The sequence below is a fragment of the Nocardioides sp. NPDC127514 genome (assembly GCF_040302125.1).
GTDB lineage: Bacteria > Actinomycetota > Actinomycetes > Propionibacteriales > Nocardioidaceae > Nocardioides.
Genome location: NZ_JBEORF010000023.1, coordinates 65,456 through 84,610 on the forward strand (window position 1 = coordinate 65,456; position 19,155 = coordinate 84,610).

Consider the following 19,155-nt stretch of genomic DNA (forward strand, 5'->3'; position numbering starts at 1 on the left):
ACTCATACCCGATACCCGGCTGCATTCGAGGTACCCGGCAAGACCCGCGCAGAAGTGGCTGATACTCGATGTATGACGACGTCGCTGGTTTCCCCGAGGTGCATCCGATCGCGTCGAAACGCACGGGGCGACGCATCCGGCGGCACGACTGCCACGCCGATCCTGGACTGGGCCTCGCCCGAGATCGTGACCATGAGTCCGGTCGATCCCGACCTCATCAACGCCCGCGAGTTCCTCATAGAGGTCCACGCCCACATCGCGCGGACAATCCGGCCTGTTTATGCGATGGATGATCGCCAGCCGGCATCAGTGACGGTGAGGCGGGGTCGCGGCTCTTGCAGCCAGCGACTGGCCGTTCTCGAGGCCGTGGCGCGTCGAGCTGGGATCGTCACGCGTGTGAGGGGCATCGCCGTGGACGGCTCTTTCTGGTACCCGCGGTTCCCGCGCCTGAAGTGGCTTGTACCGGACCGGGTGATCCTTGCGTGGCCAGAGTTCATGGTCGATGGGCACTGGACGCAGGTCGGCGAGTTGTACGGATCAATCGAGGAGATGTCCGCCTGTGGCCTCGGGTTCACCAACGCAGACGGCGAGACGCTCTTCGATGCTATCGCCCGCACTGCGATCGATTGGGACGGCCGAAGCGGCATTGAGTCATGTGACCTCTCTGCGGTCGTGAAGGAGGACCTCGGCTACTTCGACTCACGCGACGACCTATTCGGCGCCCGCGGACAGACCCTTGCCTGGCTCCCGCGATGCCTGGCCGACCAAGCCATGGGCCGCCGGTCTGCGTCGGCGGCCCTTCGGCTTTGAGTCTCGGATCGGAAGGCCGGTCATGCGGCGGATCCCTCGGACATCGCCACCCGGTACCCCAAACTCATAGGCGAGACCATCAAGGTCGCCCTGGTCGGCTTCACGCCCCATGACCTTCGACGCACCGCCGCATCGTTGGCCGTTGGAGCCGGAGTCAACGTAAAAGCTGTGCAACGAATCTTGGGCCACGCATCGGCCGCGATGACTCTCGATGTGTACGCCGGCCTCTTCGCCGATGACCTCGACGCCGTGGCCGGCGCGATGGATGAGCTCTTCGCCGGGCTCGTAGACGGCGTGGTCGAAGTCCTGCTGGGGAACTGGTGGACGAAGTCGCCGACTACCTGACCGATCACGGTGTGCCCGAAGTGCGCCCTCAGGACCCCGAAAACGGTGACGAAGGGCGACACGCCGAAGGTCGTGAAGATGTCGGACCAGGTATTTTTTCTGGCGCCCCCGACAGGATTCGAACCTGTGACCGTCGGATTAGAAGGCCGATGCTCTATCCAGCTGAGCTACGGAGGCGTGGCCTGTGTGAGCACCCCGCTGGAAGGGGGTTTGCGCAGGCCGCGCACGATCTTACCGGTGCCCGTATCCCCTGTGTGCATCGGAATCCGAAACGCTGGCCGGAGTGTTACCAAGGTGTGGGGGGTATTTGGGTGCACTGTCCCCACACTGTCGACGTGAGTGTCCGATTGGCGGACCACGAGGGTTCGAGACTGGGCCCGATCATCGGTAAGGTCCCCGGACATGACTATGGAGTCCATGTGCACCTCGTGCGGTGCAGCCGTCACCGGTATGCGCTTCTGCACAGGTTGTGGGACCCCCGTCAGAAGCGCTCATCAGCCGCCGTCGCAGGGTGCACCGGAGCCGGTCGCACCGCCGCGACTGCCGCAGCGGGGTGCCGATCCTGAGCAGGGTGGTCTGTCGTTGCCGAGGCGTGGGCAGGGAAGTGCTGCGCCCGCGCCCGAGGCCGACACGGAGCCGGCCCCGTTGCCGCTCGAGCAGGTCAGGCGTACGCCGGGGGCCTCGATGGCGCCCCAGCTGAGCATGACCGCGCCCAGCGGTGAGCAGCCGGCCTTCGGTGGTGGCATGGCCCCGCCGCCGGCAGGTTCGGACGGTGGTGGCCTGTTCGGGCTCGCGGCGCGTACGCCGAAGTTCGAGCCGGAGCTCGCCTCCCAGTCGCAGTCGCTCTTCCTGCCCAAGCGCAAGCGCGTCGCGGAAGAGCCCGAGCCGGCCCCGGAGCCGGATCCTGAGCCCGAGGCACCGGTGGCCGCACCGGCGCCGCTGCCGGATCTCCCGACGCGGCCGGCAGCACAGGACCGCGCGGCCGAGCCGCTCGCGCCTGCGCCCGCCCCCGCCCCCGCGCCCGAGCCGCAGATGCCGGAACCGCAGGTGCCGCAGACCCCGGAGCCCATGGCCGCGCCCCCGCTGCCCGAGCGTCCGGCCGCTGCTTACCACCAGAGCGGGGAGCACCCGACCTTCGTCGAGCCCGCGCCGCAGTTCGGTGGCCAGGCCCCCGAGTCGGCCTACGAGGCGACCCACGAGGCGATGCCGCCGGTCGAGCGACGCCAGCCCGAGCCGGTCCGTCCGGACGAGACCCAGGTCGCGATGAGCCCCCGGTTCGACGCCGTCGACGAGGAGGCCTCCGGAGGCACCCGTCCGCGCGACGAGTTCGAGCAGTTCGCGCCGCCGCAGCCGCAGTTCGACGCCCCTGCACCCGAGTCGCGCTACGACGACGGCCAGCCCGATCTCGGCCAGCCCGACCAGGGCCAGCAGGCGCCGACGTACGGTGACCCCGCCTACGCCCCGCTCGCACCGCAGCTGGAGCCGGACCAGGGCCAGTGGTCGCCGGGCTACGACCAGCCCTACGGACAGCCGTACGGACAGGGCGCTGACCAGGGCTTCGACCAGGCGTACGAGCAGTCCTACGGCCAGCCGCAGGACCGGTCCCAGGACGACTTCGGCCAGCCGTACGGTGACCCCTACGGCCAGAACCCCTACACCGATGCCACCCTCGTCGGGCAGCCGCCGGTCGGCGGCGGGCCCAACACCCCGGCGCCGCCGCCGATGGCGCCGCAGGGCTACGACCCGTACGGGAACGGCTACGACGCCCGCTACGAGCCGCAGCGCGGTCAGGGCGGTCAGGGCAAGGGCCCTGGTGGTCTCGACCTGAAGCGCTGGGGCCTGATCGTCCTCGCGCTGGCCGTCGTGGTCGCGATCATCGCCTTCGTCATCGGTCTGACCAGGAACGACGACGCCAACGCGAAGACCGGCTCCACCACGGATGCCACCACGACCGAGGGCGGTGCCGCGGCCGAGGCGAAGAAGATCGACGACCTCATCAAGACCTCGGCCAAGGACAAGGCGGCCATCGGTACCGCTCAGGCCGACCTCGAGGCCTGCGAGAACATCGACGAGGCGATCCAGACCTTCCAGGACGCCGCGGCCTCCCGCGAGAAGCTGGCTGCGGATGTCGCCAAGATCGACACCGCCGTCCTCCCGGGGTCGCGGAAGCTCGTCAAGAACCTCGAGTCCGCGTGGATGACCTCGCAGAACGCCGACCTCGCCTTCGCGGCCTGGGGCGAGAAGCGCAGGGTCAACGCCGACGGCGAGTGCGTGGGCGGCAAGGGCAAGCTGGAGAAGGCGACCACGCTCAGCCTGGCCAGCCACGACCCGAAGAAGGCGGCCGCCAAGGCGTGGGGGCCGATCGCGGAGGAGTACGGCCTCGAGCCCGTCGAGTGGAAGAAGCTCTGAGCTCAGCGTGAGCGGAGGTACGCCGCCATCGCCCGTTTGATGGCGGCGGCTGTCCGCGCCTGGAACCGGTCCGACTTCAGCAGGCGCGCGTCCTCGGCGTTGCGCATGTTGCCGGTCTCGAGGAGCACCTGCGGCACCGTGGTGAGGTTGAGGCCGGCCAGGTCGTCGCGCTCCACGAACCCGCCCTCACCGAGGTAGGAGGCCAGCGGCATCCCGGTCTTCCGCATCTCGGTGCGGAGCAGCTGCGCGTAGCGTCGCGAAGGCTCGACGACCTCGTCGTTGGTGCCCGACGGCACCGGGATCAGCAGCGAGTAGCCCCGCTCGGAGGCGGCCGCGCCGTCGGCATGGATGTCGATCGCGACGTCGGCCTTCGCGTCATTGATGATCTTCGCGCGCTCGTCGATGCACGGCCCGACCCCGTCGTTGCTGTCGCGGGTCATGACCACCTTGGCGCCGGACTCGCGCAGATCGGCCGCGAGCTTCGTGGCCACGGCCCAGGTGAAGTCGGTCTCCGGGTAGCCGTCGTCGGTCGCGGTGCCCGTCGTGTTGCACGGGCTCTGCGAGCGCCCGTTCCACACCGGTTCGTTGATCACCTCGGGCGCGCCCGCGTTGCCGCCGTTGTGGCCCGGGTCGATGCCGACCACGGCTCCCGCGAAGACGTCGTCAGAGCTGCTCGACGCCGGCGCGGACGCCGTCGCTGATGTGGCGGGCTGCTGCCGTGGCGTACTTCCTGGACTGCAGGCCATCAGGGCCGAGGCCAGGGCGACGCAGCCGGCCACGGCGATCGCTGACCGAGGTAACTCGGTCAGCACCCGCTTCCCTCGTGGAACTCCACGAGGGAAGCGCGACTCGACTGAGTTACCTCGGTCAGCATTCACCTCACAGATACTGACCCATCCACGCCTCGACGTCGTCGGCCGTACGCGGCAGGCCGGCGGAGAGGTTCACGGAGCCGTCCTTGGTGACGACGATGTCGTCCTCGATGCGGATGCCGATGCCGCGCAGCTCCTCGGGGACGAGCTTGTCCTCCTTCTGGAAGTAGAGGCCCGGCTCGACGGTGAGGACCATGCCCTCCTGCAGCGGTCCCTCGATGTAGGCCTCCTTCGACGCGGAGGCGCAGTCGTGGACGTCGAGGCCGAGCATGTGGGAGACGCCGTGGAGGGTCCAGCGGGAGTAGGTCTTGTTGTCCTCGGAGAGCGCCTCGTCGACCGAGACCGGGAGCAGACCGAGGTCGTCGAGGCCGTGGGCGAGGATCTCCATGGCGGCGAAGTGGCCGGCCCGGAAGGTCACGCCCGGGCGGATCGCCTCGATGCCGGCCTGCTGGGCCTTGTAGACGAGCTCGTAGAGGTTGCGCTGCAACGGCGTGAAGGTCCCGGAGATGGGAAGGGTGCGGGTGATGTCGGCGGTGTAGAGGTTGTGGCCCTCCACGCCCATGTCGAGCAGCACCAGCTCACCGGGGACGATCGGCCCGTCGTTGTCGATCCAGTGCAGCGTGGTGGCGTGGGACCCGCCGCCGACGATCGAGTCGTAGCCGAGGTCGTTGCCCTCCGCGCGGGCGCGGCGGAAGAAGGTGCCCTCGATCCAGCGCTCGCCGTGCTTCAGGACCTGATCCCACTCGCGCACCGCGTCGGTGAAGCCCCGCACGGTGATGTCGCAAGCCTCCTTGAGCTCGCCGAGCTCCCACTCGTCCTTGATCAGGCGCAGCTCGGAGAGCGCCTTGGCGAACTCCTCGTCGCGGGCGGCCTCGGCCGGGGCGACCAGCTTGTCGACGTCGGCCGAGACTCCGCGAAGGACGCGGGTCGGGGTGTTGCCGGCGAGGTCGGACTCGAGCTGGTCGACGTGGCGTACCTCGATGCCCAACGAGTCGGAGAGCTCACGGGCCGAGGGACGCGCACCGGCCCAGAGCGCGCCGTACTGACGGTCGCGGAAGAACTCGTCGGTGTCGCGGCCGCTGCGCGGGCGGGCGTACAGGACCGAGGAGCCGTCGGGCTCGATCACGGCGACGGCGTCGGAGGTCTGGTTGCCGGTCAGGTGCACGTGGGCGGTGTCGGCGCGGAAGCGGTAGTCGGTGTCGTTGGCGCGGACCTTGTAGGTGCCGGCCGGGACGACCAGGCGCTCACCCGGGAAGATGCCCGAGAGGCGCTCCCGGCGGGCGGCCGCCCATGGCGTGATCGGATGCTCGGGAACCTCGACCTCGCGGTCGTCCCAGCCCTCCCTCATGAACTTGGACCACGCCTCCGGAACCGTCTGGTCGTGGCTCTCGGTGTGGTCGTCTGCAGGAGTGGGGGCGCCTTTGTCCGTCATACCGGAATCGTACGCCGCGCCGGATCGACAACGCTCGTGAGTTCCCAGGCCACGCGGGTGGCGAGGACGTCTCGATCGGTGTCTGGTCGCACGTGCGGTCCGGCCGCCCGATAGTCTGGCGCGCATGGGGGCGATCCCGAAGGATCCGACGAGAAGCAACCGCACGTTCACCATCGTGGTGGGCGTGCTTGTCGTGCTGACCTCTTTGCCGGTGCTCGGCATCGTTCTGCTCAGCACCAGCGTCGTCAACGACCATCTTGCCCCGACCGGCGCGATCCTGGGAGTGCTCTTCGCGGCCATCCCGGTGGTGCCGCTGGTCTACGCCTTCCTGTGGCTGGACCGCTACGAACCCGAGCCGAAGTCGCTGCTCGCGCTCGGCCTGGGGTGGGGCGCCTTCGTCGCGGTCGCGGCCGCGCTGATCGTGCAGAGCGTCGGGGCGCTGCTCGCCGGGTGGAGCGAGCCGACCCAGCTCGCGATCGTGGCTCCGGTCACCGAGGAGGCGGCCAAGGGGCTGTTCCTCTTCGTGCTGCTGGTCTGGCGTCGCCACCTCCTCGACGGGGTGCTCGACGGGATCGTCTACGCCGGCATGGTCGGCATCGGCTTCGCCTTCACCGAGAACATCCTCTACCTGGGCGGCACCTACAACGGCACGCCCGGCATGGGCGACAGCTCCACGGGACACATCGGTGAGTTCACCGCCGTCTTCGTGATGCGCTGCCTGTTCAGCCCCTTCGCGCACCCGCTCTTCACCGCCTTCACCGGCATCGGTATCGGCATCGCGGTGGTCACGCGCAAGCGTTGGCTGAAGATCGTGGCGCCGCTGCTGGGCTACGCCATCGCGGTGCTCGCCCACGGCACCTGGAACGGCTCGACACTGCTCTATGACGGGGCCGGGTTCCTGCTGGCGTACGTCGTGGTGATGGTGCCCGCGTTCGTCTCGATGGTGGTCTTCGCGGTGTGGCGGCGAAAGTCCGAGCGCATCGTGCTGACCCGGTCGCTGACCGACGCCGCCCAACGGGGGCTGATTCCCTACACCGACATCGGCTGGGTGGTCGATCTGCGGCGCCGGGAGCAGGCGCGGAGGTTCGCGTCGACTCATGGAGGGGCTCAGGGGGTTGCGGCCATGCGTGAATACCAGCAGGCTGCCATCGAGCTCGGATACTTGCACTGGCGATTCCTGCGCGGCAACCCGCCGCCAGACTTCGCCGCCCGGGGGAGGGCATACGTTGACCGCATCAGTGAGGTACGTCCACACATCGCGTTCCCGAGCGGGCAGGTGATGACCGGATGAACGAAGAACACAGAGACGACGACGCTCCGGAGGCGGCTCCGGAGACCCCGCCTGCTGCCTACGAGGCGCTGACCGCGGGGATGCTCGCGGAGAAGCCGACCACCGAGTTCGAGGCCGCCCGGGCCGAGATCGAGGCGTCCGGCGGCGAGGGCAACCGGATGGTGACCTCGCTCATCCAGCTCCACCGCGCGCTGACCGAGGTGACCCTGCCGCTGGACCTGCCCGGCGCCGACGAGCAGCGGGCCGCCAGGCAGAACATGGTCGAGCAGCTCGAGGACTACGTCATCCCGCGGATGATGACCATCGACGCGCCGCTCCTCGCGGTCGTCGGCGGCTCCACGGGCGCCGGCAAGTCGACGCTGGTCAACTCGCTGGTCGGCACCAAGGTGACCACGCCGGGGCTGCTGCGGCCGACGACCCGCTCGCCGGTGCTGGTGCACCACCCCGAGGACGGCCGCTGGTTCGGCCAGGACCGCCTGCTTCCCGAGCTGGAGCGGGTCAACCACCCGACCAACGACCCCGGTGCGCTGCAGCTGGTCGCCAGCGACCGGCTGCACCCCGGGCTGGCGATCCTGGACGCGCCTGACGTCGACTCGGTCGAGGAGGCCAACCGGGTGCTCGCGGCCGAGCTGCTCGCCGCGGCCGACCTGTGGATCTTCGTCACCTCGGCCGCACGCTACGCCGACCAGGTGCCCTGGGAGTTCCTCCAGCTCGCCGCCAACCGCTCCACCGCGGTGGCCGTGGTGCTCGACCGCACTCCGACCGAGGCCGTCCAGACCGTCGCCGGCCACCTGGCGCGGATGCTCGCCTCGCGCGGGCTCAAGGACTCACCGCTCTTCATCGTCCACGAGGGCGAGGTCTCCGAGCAGGGGCTGCTGCCCGCCGAGCACGTCGCCGAGGTACGCGCCTGGCTCGACATGCTCGCCGACGACGCCACCGCGCGACACCAGGTCGTCACCCAGACCCTCGACGGTGCGGTGCGGGCGCTGACCCTGGAGGTCCACCCGATCGCCGACACCGCGGACGGTCAGGGAGAGGCCGCGCAGCGGCTGCGTACCGATGCGGACATGGCCTACGACGAGGCGCTCAGGTCCATCATGGCGGCGACCGCCGACGGGACGCTGCTGCGTGGCGAGGTGCTCGCGCGCTGGCAGGAGTTCGTCGGCAGCGGCGAGATCCTCAAGGCGCTCGAGACGAAGGTGGGGATGCTTCGCGACAAGATCCTCGGCTCGATCAAGGGCAAGCCGCAGCAGGCCGAGCGGGTGACCGCTGCCGTACAGGGCGGTCTGGAGATGCTGATCCTGGAGCAGTGCGAGGCGGCTGCCGAGAGGGCCGAGGCGGCCTGGCAGATGAGTCCCGCGGGCCGCGGGCTGCTCGCCACCGGCCCCGCCGACCTCGGCCGAGCCTCCCGTGCGCTGCGGCCCAAGGCCGAGCGTGCGGTGCGCGACTGGCAGCAGGACGTGCTCGACATGGTGCGCAGCGAGGGTCAGGACAAACGTACGACCGCGAAGTTCCTCTCCTACGGGGTCAACGGCCTCGGGGTCGCGCTGATGGTGGTCGTCTTCGCCTCCACCGGCGGGGCGCTCGTCGGTGCCGAGGTGGGCATCGCCGGCGGCACCCTCCTGCTCGGCCAGAAGCTCCTGGAGGCGGTCTTCGGCGACCAGGCCGTGCGCGGGCTCGCGTCCCGTGCGCGCAAGGCGCTGGAGGTACGCATCGTGGGCCTCGTCGACGAGGAGCGTGCGCGCTACACGGGTCAGGTCGACGCGCTGCAGATCGACCATGGTGCACCGGAGCGACTGCGGCACGCTGCGCGGAAGGTCGGCGACGCCCGTTTCGCCAGCCAGCGCGGCGATGACTGAGACTTGTCAGACTGAGCTTTTTCAGGAAGGGAAGGGGGATCCTTGAGCGGTCTGCTCGAAGGTGCAAAGAACCTGGTCAGCCGAGGCGGAGACCTCGGTGATCGGCTGGACGGACTGACGGCTGCGACCGTGGCGGCGACGGGGCGTCTCGACGACGGACTCGTCGAGGACGCGCGCGCCGTGGTCAACAAGGCTCAGGGACGCCTCAAGCTCTCCGCCGACCACACGGTCGTCGGGGTCGCGGGGGCGACCGGGTCGGGCAAGTCGTCCACGTTCAACGCCCTGACCGGGCTGGAGCTCTCCGCCGTCGGTGTCCGGCGGCCGACCACCTCGTGGGCCACCGCCTGCGTGTGGGGTTCGGAGGGCGCTCAGGAGCTCCTCGAGTGGCTGGGCATCCCCGAGCGTCACCAGACCACCCGCGACTCGATGCTCGACACCCGCCGTGAGGGGCACGAGCTCGACGGCGTGGTGCTGCTCGACCTGCCCGACCACGACTCCACCGAGGTCTCGCACCATCTCGAGGTCGACCGGCTGGTCGAGCTCGCCGACATGCTGGTGTGGGTGCTCGACCCGCAGAAGTACGCCGATGCGGCCATCCACGACCGCTATCTGCAGCCGCTCCGGACCCACTCCGAGATCATGGTCGTGGTGCTCAACCACATCGACCGCGTTCCCGAGGACCGTCGTGAGGCGATGCTGGGTGACGTACGCCGCCTGCTCGACCAGGACGGGCTGCGCAATGTGCCGGTGATCCCGGTCTCGGCCAAGCTCGGCTGGGGGATCCCGCAGCTCAAGACCGAGATCGCCCAGCGGGCCGCGGCGAAGCGGGCCAACAAATCCCGGCTCTCCGCCGACATCAAGACCGCGGCCGTGAAGCTCGCCAAGGCATCCGGTGACGCCAAGCCGCGTTCCCTGGCCAAGCCCCGGGTGGAGGCTCTCGAGGACGCCATCTCCGAGGCCGCCGGGGTGCCGACCGTGGTGGACGCGGTCGAGCGATCCGTACGCACCCGGGCGAGTGCGGCCACGGGCTGGCCGCTGGTCTCCTGGGTCTCCCGGCTGAAGCCGGACCCGTTGAAGCGGCTTCACCTGGCGCTGGGCGAGGAGGCGACCCAGCTGGCCGGGCGCGCCCGGACCTCGCTGCCGCAGACCACCGCCGTCGAGCGCGCGCGGGTCGACACCGAGGTGCGTCAGCTGGCCGACGAGGCCGGCGCCGGACTCGCCTCGCCGTGGCGCGACGCGATCCGGCGGGCATCGGTATCCCGGATGGACGACCTCGCCGACAGGCTCGACGCCTCGGTCGGCGGAGTCGACCTGAACGCCGAGCGGCTGCCGCTGTGGACCGGGCTGGTCAAGGCGCTCCAGTGGCTCCTCATCATCCTCGCCACCGTCGGGCTGGTGTGGTCAGTGGCGCTGCTTCTCTCCGGAGCCGCTCAGATCGGCGACGCGACGCCCTCTGTCGCCGGGGTCGAGCTGCCGTACGTCCTCGTCATCGGGGGCGTCGGGCTCGGGCTGGTGCTGTGGGCCGTGTGTCATGTGCTGGTGATCAGCACCGCTCGACGTCGGGCGCGGGCGGCCGATGCGCGGCTGCGTACGGCGGTCGCCGACGTGTCCCGTGAGCTCGTCGTCGACCCGATCGAGACCGAGCTGGCGGCCTACACCGCCCTTCGTCACGGGGTGGCGAAGGCGCTGCGCTGACCGGTCTGCGGACCGATCACTGTCCACAGGCACGGTTCGATCCGGGGTTGTCCACAGGCAGACGTACGCCGCCCGGAACTGTCGGTGGTCGAGCGCAGGGTTGTCTCCGAGGCCCGCATCAGGCGGGCGCGAACACGAGGAGACAACGATGAACGACTCGATCATCACCCTGCGCGGCAACGTCGGCGCCGACCCCGTCGTGCGGAACGTCGGTGAGGTCTCGGTCGCGAACTTCCGGATGGCATGCACGCCGCGGAAGTTCAACCGGTCCACCGGAGAGTGGAGCGACGGCGTGACGCAATGGTTCTCGGTGAGTGCCTGGCGTCAGCTGGGGGAGAACGTCGGGCGCTCGCTGCGCAAGGGCGACCCCGTGGTCGTCCAGGGACGGCTGTCCGCCCGCAGCTACGTCAACAAGGACGGGCTCGAGGTCAACACCTTCGAGGTCGAGGCGACCGTCGTCGGCCACGACCTCAACCGTGGCATGTCCAGCATCTCGCGCAATCCGCGCTCGCTGGCCGCGGTCGCCGCTCCGGCCCCCGGACCCCGCGACGACGACCCCGAGCGCGACCCGCTCTCCGACTGGCGGGCGCCGGGTGCGGACCCGTGGGACCAGCAGCCGGCGACAACGGACGATGGCGAGGCGACTGATGAGACGGAGGCGTCTGTGGCAGCCTGAGGTGAGCCGGGCGGTCGCACGGCCCGGTGGCAGGGTGCGCCGGTTGTACCGGCGTGCCTCTCCCTCATTAGGGTGGGCACCATGGCCGACTACATCCTCTCCCTGCGCAATGTGCGCAAGGCCCACGGCGACAAGGTCGTCCTCGACAACGTCACCCTCTCGTTCCTGCACGGTGCCAAGATCGGCGTCGTCGGCCCGAACGGCATGGGTAAGTCCTCGCTGCTCAAGCTGATGGCGGGGCTGGACCACCCGAACAACGGCGACATCGTCCGGGACCAGGACGCGACCGTCGGGATGCTCCAGCAGGAGCCGCCGCTGACCGAGGGCAAGACCGTCCTCGAGAACGTCGAGGAGGCGGTCGGCGAGATCAAGTCGAAGATGAAGCGCCTCGAGGACGCCTACATGGAGATGGGCGACCCCGACGCCGACCAGGACGCCCTGATGGCCGAGACCGGTGAGCTCCAGACCTTCCTGGACAACATCAACGCCTGGGACATCGACTCCAAGCTGGAGCAGGCGATGGACGCGCTGCGCTGCCCTCCGGGCGACGCGCTCGTCGACAACCTCTCCGGTGGTGAGCGCCGCCGCGTCGCGCTGTGCAAGCTGCTCCTGCAGGAGCCCGACCTGCTGCTCCTCGACGAGCCCACCAACCACCTCGACGCCGAGTCGGTGCAGTGGCTGGAAGGTCACCTGAAGAGCTACAAGGGCGCCGTCCTGGCGGTCACCCACGACCGTTACTTCCTCGACAACGTCGCCGAGTGGATCGCCGAGGTCGACCGCGGCTCGATCCACGGCTACGAGGGCAACTACTCCACCTACCTGGAGACCAAGAAGGACCGTCTCAAGGTCGAGGGCCTCAAGGACGCCAAGCGCGCCCGGATGCTCGAGAAGGAGCTGGAGTGGGTCCGCTCCAACGCCAAGGCCCGCCAGACCAAGTCGAAGTCGCGTCTGGCCCGCTACGAGGAGCTCGCCGCGGAGGCCGACAAGGCCCGCAAGATCGACACCGCCGACATCAACATCCCGCCGGGCCCGCGCCTGGGCGACGTGGTGATGGAGGCCAAGGGCCTGGTCAAGGGCTTCGAGGGCCGCACGCTGTGGGACGACATCTCGTTCTCGCTCCCGCGCGCGGGCATCGTCGGCATCGTCGGCCCCAACGGTGTCGGCAAGACCACGCTGTTCCGGATGATCACCGGCTCGGAGAAGCCCGACGCGGGTGAGCTCAATGTCGGCCAGACGGTGAAGATCTCCTACGTCGACCAGAGCCGCGGCGGCATCGACCCCAACAAGAACGTCTGGGAGGTCGTCTCCGACGGCCTGGACTTCATCAAGGTCGCCAACTTCGAGATGAACTCGCGGGCCTACGTCGCCTCCTTCGGCTTCAAGGGTCCCGACCAGCAGAAGAAGGCCGGCGTGCTCTCCGGCGGTGAGCGCAACCGCCTCAACCTCGCGCTCACCCTGAAGCAGGGCGGCAACATGCTGCTGCTCGACGAGCCGACCAACGACCTGGACGTCGAGACCCTCTCCTCGCTCGAGGACGCGCTGCTCGACTTCCCCGGCTGCGCCGTGGTCACCTCCCACGACCGGTGGTTCCTCGACCGCATCGCCACCCACATCCTCGCCTGGGAGGGCACCGAGGAGAAGGAGGGCGAGTGGTTCTGGTTCGAGGGCAACTTCGAGTCCTACGAGGCCAACAAGATCGAGCGCCTCGGCCAGGAGGCCGCCCGCCCCCACCGCGTCACCCACCGTCGCCTCACCCGCGACTGACCAACCCGCGCCGAGTCGGCGCGTTCTGACCAGAACCATCGCCGAGTCGGCTCGTCACAACGAGCCGACTCGGCGCGTTTGTCACAGGGGTGCGGGCTCGTGGGTCGTTGCCGGGCGTACGCCGTTCACGGCGGGGGTGATCCGGCGCTCCAGGCGCATCGAGGCAGCGACGATGAAGACACAGCCGACCACCATCAGCGCGATGAATGCCGTCGACTGGCCGTGCTCGAGCAGGAAGCCGGCGAGGATCGGGCCGATGATCGCCCCGGTCTGGAACGAGGCGGAGTTGATCGCGTTGTAGCGCCCGCGGAGATGGTCGGGGGCCATGTCGTTGGTCAGGGCGGGGTAGGCCGACTGCATCAGCGTCTCGCCGAGGGCGAAGAAGATCCCCTGGAAGGCGACCACGCCGACGATGGCCGCGACGGAGCCGGGGACCAAGCCGGTCGCCCCGAACACCACCCAGGCCAGGCCCCAGATCGCAGCGGTGGCGACGAGCACTCGAGTGCGCCGCCGGCCGCTGACCCGGTTCATCACCCAGAACTGGGCGAGCACGATCACCGCGCAGTTCACCACGAACGCGAACCCGATGACGCGGGTGGAGACCTCGGCGATCTGACGCGAGTAGGCCGGGAACCCGCTCTCGATCTGGCCATAGCCCAGGGTCGAGAGCAGCACCCCGATCACCACCAGCCAGATGACCTCGGGACGGCGCAGGATCGTGGCGTACGACGCGGTCGCGTCGGGCTGGTCGGCGGCAGGTCGCGCGGCGCGGCCGTGCAGATGACGCAGCGGGCCGAGCAGGACCAGAGCCGGGATCGTGAAGGTGGCGGCGTTGGCGAGGAAGGCGTAGGTGAACGTCTCGGGCCGGCTCACGTCGATGAAGAGACCACCGATGATGCCGCCGACGCCGATACCGAGGTTGATCAGCGCGAAGTTCACCCCGTAGTAGCGCTGCCGGAGCTCACCTTCGACCACGGTGGCGACCAGGGCGTTGGCTGCCGGCCAGGACACCCCGGCCTGGACGCCCAGAAGGCACAGCGCCGCCGCGGCGAGCACCGGCGTCGTGGCGAAGGCGAGCATGACGTCACCGGCGATCGCGCAGACCAGGCCGCCGAGGATGACCGGACGGGCTCCGTACTTGTCGATCAGGCTGCCCGCCGGGCCGGTGACGATGAAGCCGGCGATGGCGATCAGGCCCATCAGGGTGCCGGAGAGACCGAGGTCGAAGCCGCGTACCTCATGCAGGTAGATGATCGTGAACGGCAGCGTCATGCCGCGACCGAGGAGCTGGATCGCAACCGTCGACAGGAGCCAGCGGCCCTCGCGTGGAAGTGCGGCTATGAAGTCACGGAGACCGAGAGCAGGGGGAGTCGACACCGAACAATTCTCGCCTTTACCTGGAGCCGTGGCGAATTGTTTCTGCGGCCTGCGATGCCTCGGTCTGGCCTCATCACCGGTCTCCTCGCCGGTCTCATTGCCGGGCTTAGGTCCCGCCTCATTCTGCCGTTGGTCCCGGCTGTTTCAGGGCTCTCGTCCCGGGTTCGGATCGAACCTTCGGTGACAACTTCCTCGCCGTTAAGGGGTGCCAGTGCATGGAACAGCCTGTAGAGAGGGCTAACGTAATGCCCCGTGGGTGATGAGACTCGGTGGCTGGACGAAGAGCAACAGCGCTCCTGGCGTGCGCTGATGATGGGGATGACCCTGCTCGATGACCGCCTGGACGCCGACCTACGCACCCGCTTCGACATCTCGCTCCCGGAGTACGAGATCCTCGTACGCCTCTCCGAGAACGACGGCGCCATGCGGATGGCTCAGCTCGCCGACTCCCTGGCCCACTCGCGCTCCCGGGTCACGCACACGATCACCCGGATGGAGCGTGCCGGGCTGGTCGAACGCCGCAACTCCGCCGAGGACGGTCGCGGTGTCGTCGCCAACCTCAGCGAACGCGGCTTCGAGCTGCTGCGGGAAGCGGCCCACGTTCACGTCACCGGCGTACGCGAGTACCTCATCGACCTGGTCAGCGAGGAAGACTTCGCGGCTCTGGGACGCGTGATGAACGCCGTCTCCGACCACCTCATCAGCGACCGACCCGGCATCGAGATGCGCTGAAACGCCGACTCGGCGCGCCTGCCTGGGGCAGACGCGCCGAGTCGAGGGGTGGGTGTCAGATGCGCTCGAGGATCATCGCCATGCCCTGGCCGCCGCCGACGCACATGGTGATCAGACCGGTGGTCTTGTCGTGCCAGTCGAGGCTGTTGAGCATGGTGTTCTGCAGGCGCGCGCCGGTCATGCCGAAGGGGTGACCGACGGCGATGGCGCCGCCGTTGATGTTGAGGCGGTCGATGTCGATGCCGAGGTCCTGGTAGGACGGGATCACCTGGGCCGCGAAGGCCTCGTTGATCTCGACCAGGTCGATGTCGCCGATCGACATGCCGGCGTACTTCAGCGCGTTGCGGGTCGCCTCGACCGGGCCGAGGCCCATGATCTCGGGGGAGAGGCCGGAGACGCCGGTGGACACGATCCGGGCCAGCGGCGTGACGCCGAGCTCGGCGGCCTTGGTGTCGGACATGACCACGACGGCGGCGGCGCCGTCGTTGAGCGCGCAGCAGTTGCCGGCGGTGACGGTGCCGTCCTCGCGGAAGACCGGCTTGAGGCCGGAGATGGCCTCCAGGGTCACGCCCGCGCGGGGGCCGTCGTCGGCCGAGACGACGGTGCCGTCGGGGGTCGTGACCGGGGTGATCTCGCGGGCCCAGAAGCCGTCGGCGATCGCCTTCTCGGCGAGGTTCTGGGAGCGTACGCCGAACTCGTCCATCTCGTGGCGCGAGATGCCGCGCGAGGTGGCGAGGTTCTCGGCGGTCTGGCCCATCGCGATGTAGACGTCCGGCAGCAGGCCGTCCTCGCGCGGGTCGTGCCACTTCTCGTTGGACGTGGCGGTGGCGGTGGTCCGCGATTGCGCGTCGTCGAAGAGGTGGTTGACGGTGTCGGGCAGGTGGTCCGAGGTGCCCTTGAAGAAGCGGGACACGGTCTCGACACCGGCCGAGACGATGATGTCGGCCTCGCCGGCCTTGATCGCGTGCAGCGCCATCCGCGAGGTCTGCACCGAGGAGGAGCAGTAGCGGGTGATGGTCGCGCCGGGCACCTTGTCCCAGCCGTTCAGCACGGAGACCACACGGCCCATGTTGTTGCCCGACTCGCCGCCCGGCAGACCACAGCCGAGCAGCAGGTCGTCGATGTCGTTGGGGTCGAGACCCTCGACCTTACCGACGGCTTCCTTGGTGATGAGCGCCGCGAGGTCGTCGGGACGGAAGTCCTTCAGAGATCCCTTGTTGGCTCGCCCGATCGGGGTGCGGGCGGCGGCGACGATGACTGCCTCAGGCATGAAGACTCCCGGTTACTGATGAGTAGGTAGAACTGTGGTCGACACCATACTCGCCCGGACAGCGTCTGGTCGCCAGGCCCAGTGCCCAAGATCATCTCGACAAGCTCGATACAGGGATCTGGAAGGATCGGCCACGTGCGCCACCTCTACGAATGCCCCATGCGTTGGGCCGACCTCGACATGCTCGGCCACGTCAACAACGTCGTCTACGTCGACTACCTCCAAGAGGCGCGCGTGGACATGCTGCGCACGCACGCCCGGAGCCCGCAGACCCAGGGCCTGGCCGAGGGAGTCGTGGTGGCCAGCCACCAGGTCACGTACGTCGCCCCGCTGCTCTTCGACTTCAAGCCGGTCTACGTCGAGTCGTGGGTGACCGACATCCGGGCGGCCAGCTTCACGATGGCCTACGAGATCTTCCGCGACCAGCCCGACGGCACCCGCAAGATCTTCCTGCGGGCGAGCACGGTCCTGGCTCCGTACGTCTTCGCCACCGAGTCGCCGCGCCGGCTCAAGCCGGAGGAGAAGGCCAATCTCCAGCCGTACCTCGAGACCTATCCGGAGGAGTGGTCGCCGAAGCCGCTCGCCCTGGGTGAGCCGAAGCGGCTCGAGGACGGGCGCTTCCCGCTCTACGTCCGGTTCTCCGACGTCGACGCCTACGGGCACGTGAACAACGTGAAGTACTTCGAGTACTTCCAGGAGTCGCGACTGGCGCTGATGATGCGGCTCAGGTCGCAGCACGGCATCGAAGGCTGGCCGTCCGTCGTGGTCGCGCAGACCGACGTCACCTACCACGCTCCGGTCCTGGCTCGCTCGGAGCCGTACGACGTGTGGAGCTACGTCTCCCGGCTGGGCACCAAGTCGATGACGATCGAGTCCGAGATCGCCGACGGAGACCTTCGGCTCGCCCGCGGGCAGGTCACGCTGGTCTTCTACGACCTCGAGTCCGGGAAGGCCGTCGAGCCCAGCCCGGAGGTGCGTGCGGCCGTCGAGAGCGTGCTCTAGTTCGCCTCAGTCGCGCCGGTCGTCATCGTCGCAGTCGTCGCGGCGGTCGTAGCGGTGCTCATAGTGCTGCTCGCGCCGGCAGTCGTCGCCGTCGTCGCTGTCGCGGTCGCCGTACCAGCCATCTGCGTCCCACTGACTCCAGTCCCAGGCGTCCTGGGTCGCGGTGAAGTCCTGCCCGGGCATGGCCGGGACCTGACCTGAGGTCTCGTCCGACTTCTCGCCGCCGCGCGTCTTCCGGGCGCTCAGTGTCCTGCCCTCGGTGGGCTGCTTCGCTTTCTGTGCCGAGTCGGGCGGCGCGAGCAGGTCGCGGGAGGCGAGCTGGGTGGCGGCGTCGGGAGGAGGGGGCAGCGTGCCGACCGAGGTGTCCTCGGCGGCGTCGATGGGCTCGGGCGGGCCGGTCGGGTCATCGGCGAGCGGAGTCTGCTGACCGGTCGCCTGCTGCGCGGGCTGGGTCGCCTGGTCCGGTCCGATCGACCGTATCCCTCCGATGAGCAGTGCCATCGCGACGAGGGCGACGACTGCAAGCCCGACTCCGACGATAGCCCGCTGAATTGCCCGCATGCGTCCTCCGAGAGCGCTCTGGTCAACTAAATGTTCTGCTTGAGTCCAGTAGCCTCCCAGTGCTTGCGTCAGATGTCGAGAAGCGGGACCTTTGTCAGCGTTTCCTGACCCTCCGGACGAACCGGGCGCGTCGCTCGGAGATCCGTTTCCACACCACCTGCTGGATGCCGAGCGTCGCCCAGCCGGCGAGCGCCATCCCGGTGATGTTGAGGAGCAGCTGCAGCACGCTGCCCCGGATCTCGTGGCCCACGCCGAAGGCGAGACCCAGGGCGATGTTGGCGGCTGCCGGGATGGTGGTCACCGAGATGAAGACCCCGGAGAGGCCGCCGACCCGGGCCGAGGTGAGGGCGAGCACGCCTGCCGACGCCGCGATCAGCGCCACGATGAACGACCACTTGTCCGGGGTGTAGATGAAGCCGGTCCCCGGCCGGTCGGCGAGCACGTCCTCGAGATCGATCCAGCCGAGAGCGCGGCCGATGAGCGCGGCCACCGTGGTGACCGCGATACCGACCAGGAATCCGAGGGCGAGAGTGCCCAGCGAGCGGCCGAGGAGGTGATAGCGGTGCCGGACCAGGGCGACTCCCAGCGCCGCGATGGCGCCGAACTCGGGGCCGATCACCATCGCCCCGATCACCAGGATCTGGGAGTCGAGGACGATCGCGATCCCGGCTAGCAGCGTCGCCAGGGTCATCAGGCTCATGAAGGTCCAGTTGGCCTCGGTGTCGTCGTAGGCCTGCTGGGTGACGTCGGCCCACACCACGCTGTCCGCGCTGCTGCCCGGAGCCAGGTCGGCGGCCCTCAGTGCACTCTCCGAGAGCCACGCCTTGGCCGAGTCGACGTGGATGCTGCCCTCCTTGTGCACGTCCAGGTCACGGAGCCGGTCGATGACGTCGTTGGCGGCCTCCCGCGCCACCCCGGCCATCACCACGTCGCCCTCAGGACGCAGCGATGCGCCGGGCAGCGAGGAGAGCTCGCTGACCGCCGGGTCTGCGGTGAGCACGTCGATGACCTGAGACGTCAGGTGTGCCGGGGAGGTGATCCGCAGTTGCAGCATGGCGCA

Annotated in this window: 16 protein-coding genes and 1 tRNA gene; 10 read left to right on the forward strand and 7 right to left on the reverse strand. The window is 69.1% G+C overall.

All coding sequences use genetic code 11. The features are described from left to right. Nucleotides 1-72: 72 nt before the first annotated feature. Both ABTX24_RS18895 and ABTX24_RS18900 read left to right on the forward strand, forming a co-directional pair. A complete protein-coding gene (locus ABTX24_RS18895; protein WP_350841691.1) occupies nucleotides 73-810 on the forward strand; it encodes a transglutaminase domain-containing protein in 738 nt (245 codons plus the stop codon). Nucleotides 811-900: 90 nt separating this feature from the next. Beyond that, a complete protein-coding gene (locus ABTX24_RS18900) occupies nucleotides 901-1,155 on the forward strand; it encodes a tyrosine-type recombinase/integrase (RefSeq protein ID WP_350841773.1) in 255 nt (84 codons plus the stop codon). Nucleotides 1,156-1,255: 100 nt separating this feature from the next. Here the strand turns inward: ABTX24_RS18900 and ABTX24_RS18905 are convergent. Then, nucleotides 1,256-1,332 (reverse strand) — tRNA-Arg (locus tag ABTX24_RS18905). Between the two features lie 468 nt (nucleotides 1,333-1,800). Between ABTX24_RS18905 and ABTX24_RS18910 the strand changes: the two genes are divergently transcribed. Next, a complete protein-coding gene (locus tag ABTX24_RS18910) occupies nucleotides 1,801-3,564 on the forward strand; it encodes a hypothetical protein (protein ID WP_350841693.1) in 1,764 nt (587 codons plus the stop codon). Nucleotides 3,565-3,566: 2 nt separating this feature from the next. On the opposite strand, the gene ABTX24_RS18915 is transcribed toward ABTX24_RS18910, so the two are convergent. Next, on the reverse strand, nucleotides 3,567-4,208 hold the full coding sequence (locus tag ABTX24_RS18915) for an N-acetylmuramoyl-L-alanine amidase (protein ID WP_350841695.1): 642 nt from the start codon (nucleotides 4,206-4,208) through the stop codon (nucleotides 3,567-3,569). A 235-nt stretch (nucleotides 4,209-4,443) separates the two neighbouring features. Then, nucleotides 4,444-5,868, reverse strand: a complete 1,425-nt coding sequence (locus tag ABTX24_RS18920) for an aminopeptidase P family protein (RefSeq protein ID WP_350841697.1) — start codon at nucleotides 5,866-5,868, stop codon at nucleotides 4,444-4,446. Nucleotides 5,869-5,992: 124 nt separating this feature from the next. On the opposite strand from ABTX24_RS18920, the gene ABTX24_RS18925 reads away from it, so the two are divergent. The 5 genes from ABTX24_RS18925 to ettA all read left to right on the forward strand — a co-directional run bounded on the left by ABTX24_RS18925 (nucleotide 5,993) and on the right by ettA (nucleotide 13,153). Then, on the forward strand, nucleotides 5,993-7,159 hold the full coding sequence (locus ABTX24_RS18925; RefSeq protein WP_350841699.1) for a PrsW family intramembrane metalloprotease: 1,167 nt from the start codon (nucleotides 5,993-5,995) through the stop codon (nucleotides 7,157-7,159). Then, nucleotides 7,156-9,018: a GTPase domain-containing protein gene (locus ABTX24_RS18930; protein WP_350841701.1), complete on the forward strand. Its 1,863-nt coding sequence runs from the start codon at nucleotides 7,156-7,158 to the stop codon at nucleotides 9,016-9,018. The genes ABTX24_RS18925 and ABTX24_RS18930 overlap by 4 nt, the downstream gene beginning before the upstream one ends. Before the next feature lie 42 nt (nucleotides 9,019-9,060). After that, on the forward strand, nucleotides 9,061-10,713 hold the full coding sequence (locus ABTX24_RS18935; RefSeq protein ID WP_350841703.1) for a YfjP family GTPase: 1,653 nt from the start codon (nucleotides 9,061-9,063) through the stop codon (nucleotides 10,711-10,713). 148 nt (nucleotides 10,714-10,861) lie between these two features. Continuing rightward, entirely contained in the window at nucleotides 10,862-11,389 is a 528-nt protein-coding gene (ssb, locus tag ABTX24_RS18940) for a single-stranded DNA-binding protein (protein ID WP_350841705.1), read from the forward strand. 81 nt (nucleotides 11,390-11,470) lie between these two features. Beyond that, nucleotides 11,471-13,153 carry an energy-dependent translational throttle protein EttA gene (gene ettA / locus ABTX24_RS18945; protein WP_160025159.1) on the forward strand — a complete coding sequence of 561 codons (1,683 nt, stop codon included), beginning with the start codon at nucleotides 11,471-11,473 and terminating at the stop codon, nucleotides 13,151-13,153. 81 nt (nucleotides 13,154-13,234) lie between these two features. Here ettA and ABTX24_RS18950 read toward each other — a convergent pair whose 3' ends face one another. Beyond that, on the reverse strand, nucleotides 13,235-14,530 hold the full coding sequence (locus tag ABTX24_RS18950; RefSeq protein ID WP_350841707.1) for an MFS transporter: 1,296 nt from the start codon (nucleotides 14,528-14,530) through the stop codon (nucleotides 13,235-13,237). A gap of 252 nt (nucleotides 14,531-14,782) precedes the next feature. Between ABTX24_RS18950 and ABTX24_RS18955 the strand changes: the two genes are divergently transcribed. Continuing rightward, nucleotides 14,783-15,262 (forward strand): MarR family winged helix-turn-helix transcriptional regulator, encoded by a 480-nt coding sequence (locus ABTX24_RS18955; RefSeq protein ID WP_160025157.1) that lies wholly within the window; start codon nucleotides 14,783-14,785, stop codon nucleotides 15,260-15,262. 55 nt (nucleotides 15,263-15,317) lie between these two features. Here ABTX24_RS18955 and ABTX24_RS18960 read toward each other — a convergent pair whose 3' ends face one another. Next, nucleotides 15,318-16,532 (reverse strand): acetyl-CoA C-acetyltransferase, encoded by a 1,215-nt coding sequence (locus ABTX24_RS18960; RefSeq protein WP_350841709.1) that lies wholly within the window; start codon nucleotides 16,530-16,532, stop codon nucleotides 15,318-15,320. 159 nt (nucleotides 16,533-16,691) lie between these two features. Between ABTX24_RS18960 and ABTX24_RS18965 the strand changes: the two genes are divergently transcribed. Continuing rightward, complete coding sequence (locus tag ABTX24_RS18965; protein WP_350841711.1) at nucleotides 16,692-17,534, forward strand: acyl-CoA thioesterase; 843 nt, start codon at nucleotides 16,692-16,694, stop codon at nucleotides 17,532-17,534. A 6-nt stretch (nucleotides 17,535-17,540) separates the two neighbouring features. On the opposite strand, the gene ABTX24_RS18970 is transcribed toward ABTX24_RS18965, so the two are convergent. Together ABTX24_RS18970 and ABTX24_RS18975 are read right to left on the reverse strand one after the other, a co-directional pair. Beyond that, entirely contained in the window at nucleotides 17,541-18,095 is a 555-nt protein-coding gene (locus tag ABTX24_RS18970; protein ID WP_350841713.1) for a hypothetical protein, read from the reverse strand. Nucleotides 18,096-18,189: 94 nt separating this feature from the next. Continuing rightward, nucleotides 18,190-19,149 (reverse strand): DUF389 domain-containing protein, encoded by a 960-nt coding sequence (locus ABTX24_RS18975; RefSeq protein WP_350841715.1) that lies wholly within the window; start codon nucleotides 19,147-19,149, stop codon nucleotides 18,190-18,192. Nucleotides 19,150-19,155: the final 6 nt, after the last annotated feature.

Coding starts and splice junctions, on each gene's coding strand:
- ABTX24_RS18895 (WP_350841691.1), top strand. CDS start 73: ATGACGACGTCGCTGGTTTCCCCGAGGTGCATCCGATCGCGTCGAAAC.
- ABTX24_RS18920 (WP_350841697.1), bottom strand. CDS start 5,868: ATGACGGACAAAGGCGCCCCCACTCCTGCAGACGACCACACCGAGAGC.
- ABTX24_RS18925 (WP_350841699.1), top strand. CDS start 5,993: ATGGGGGCGATCCCGAAGGATCCGACGAGAAGCAACCGCACGTTCACC.
- ABTX24_RS18930 (WP_350841701.1), top strand. CDS start 7,156: ATGAACGAAGAACACAGAGACGACGACGCTCCGGAGGCGGCTCCGGAG.
- ssb (WP_350841705.1), top strand. CDS start 10,862: ATGAACGACTCGATCATCACCCTGCGCGGCAACGTCGGCGCCGACCCC.
- ettA (WP_160025159.1), top strand. CDS start 11,471: ATGGCCGACTACATCCTCTCCCTGCGCAATGTGCGCAAGGCCCACGGC.
- ABTX24_RS18960 (WP_350841709.1), bottom strand. CDS start 16,532: ATGCCTGAGGCAGTCATCGTCGCCGCCGCCCGCACCCCGATCGGGCGA.
- ABTX24_RS18965 (WP_350841711.1), top strand. CDS start 16,692: ATGCGTTGGGCCGACCTCGACATGCTCGGCCACGTCAACAACGTCGTC.
- ABTX24_RS18970 (WP_350841713.1), bottom strand. CDS start 18,095: ATGCGGGCAATTCAGCGGGCTATCGTCGGAGTCGGGCTTGCAGTCGTC.
- ABTX24_RS18975 (WP_350841715.1), bottom strand. CDS start 19,149: ATGCTGCAACTGCGGATCACCTCCCCGGCACACCTGACGTCTCAGGTC.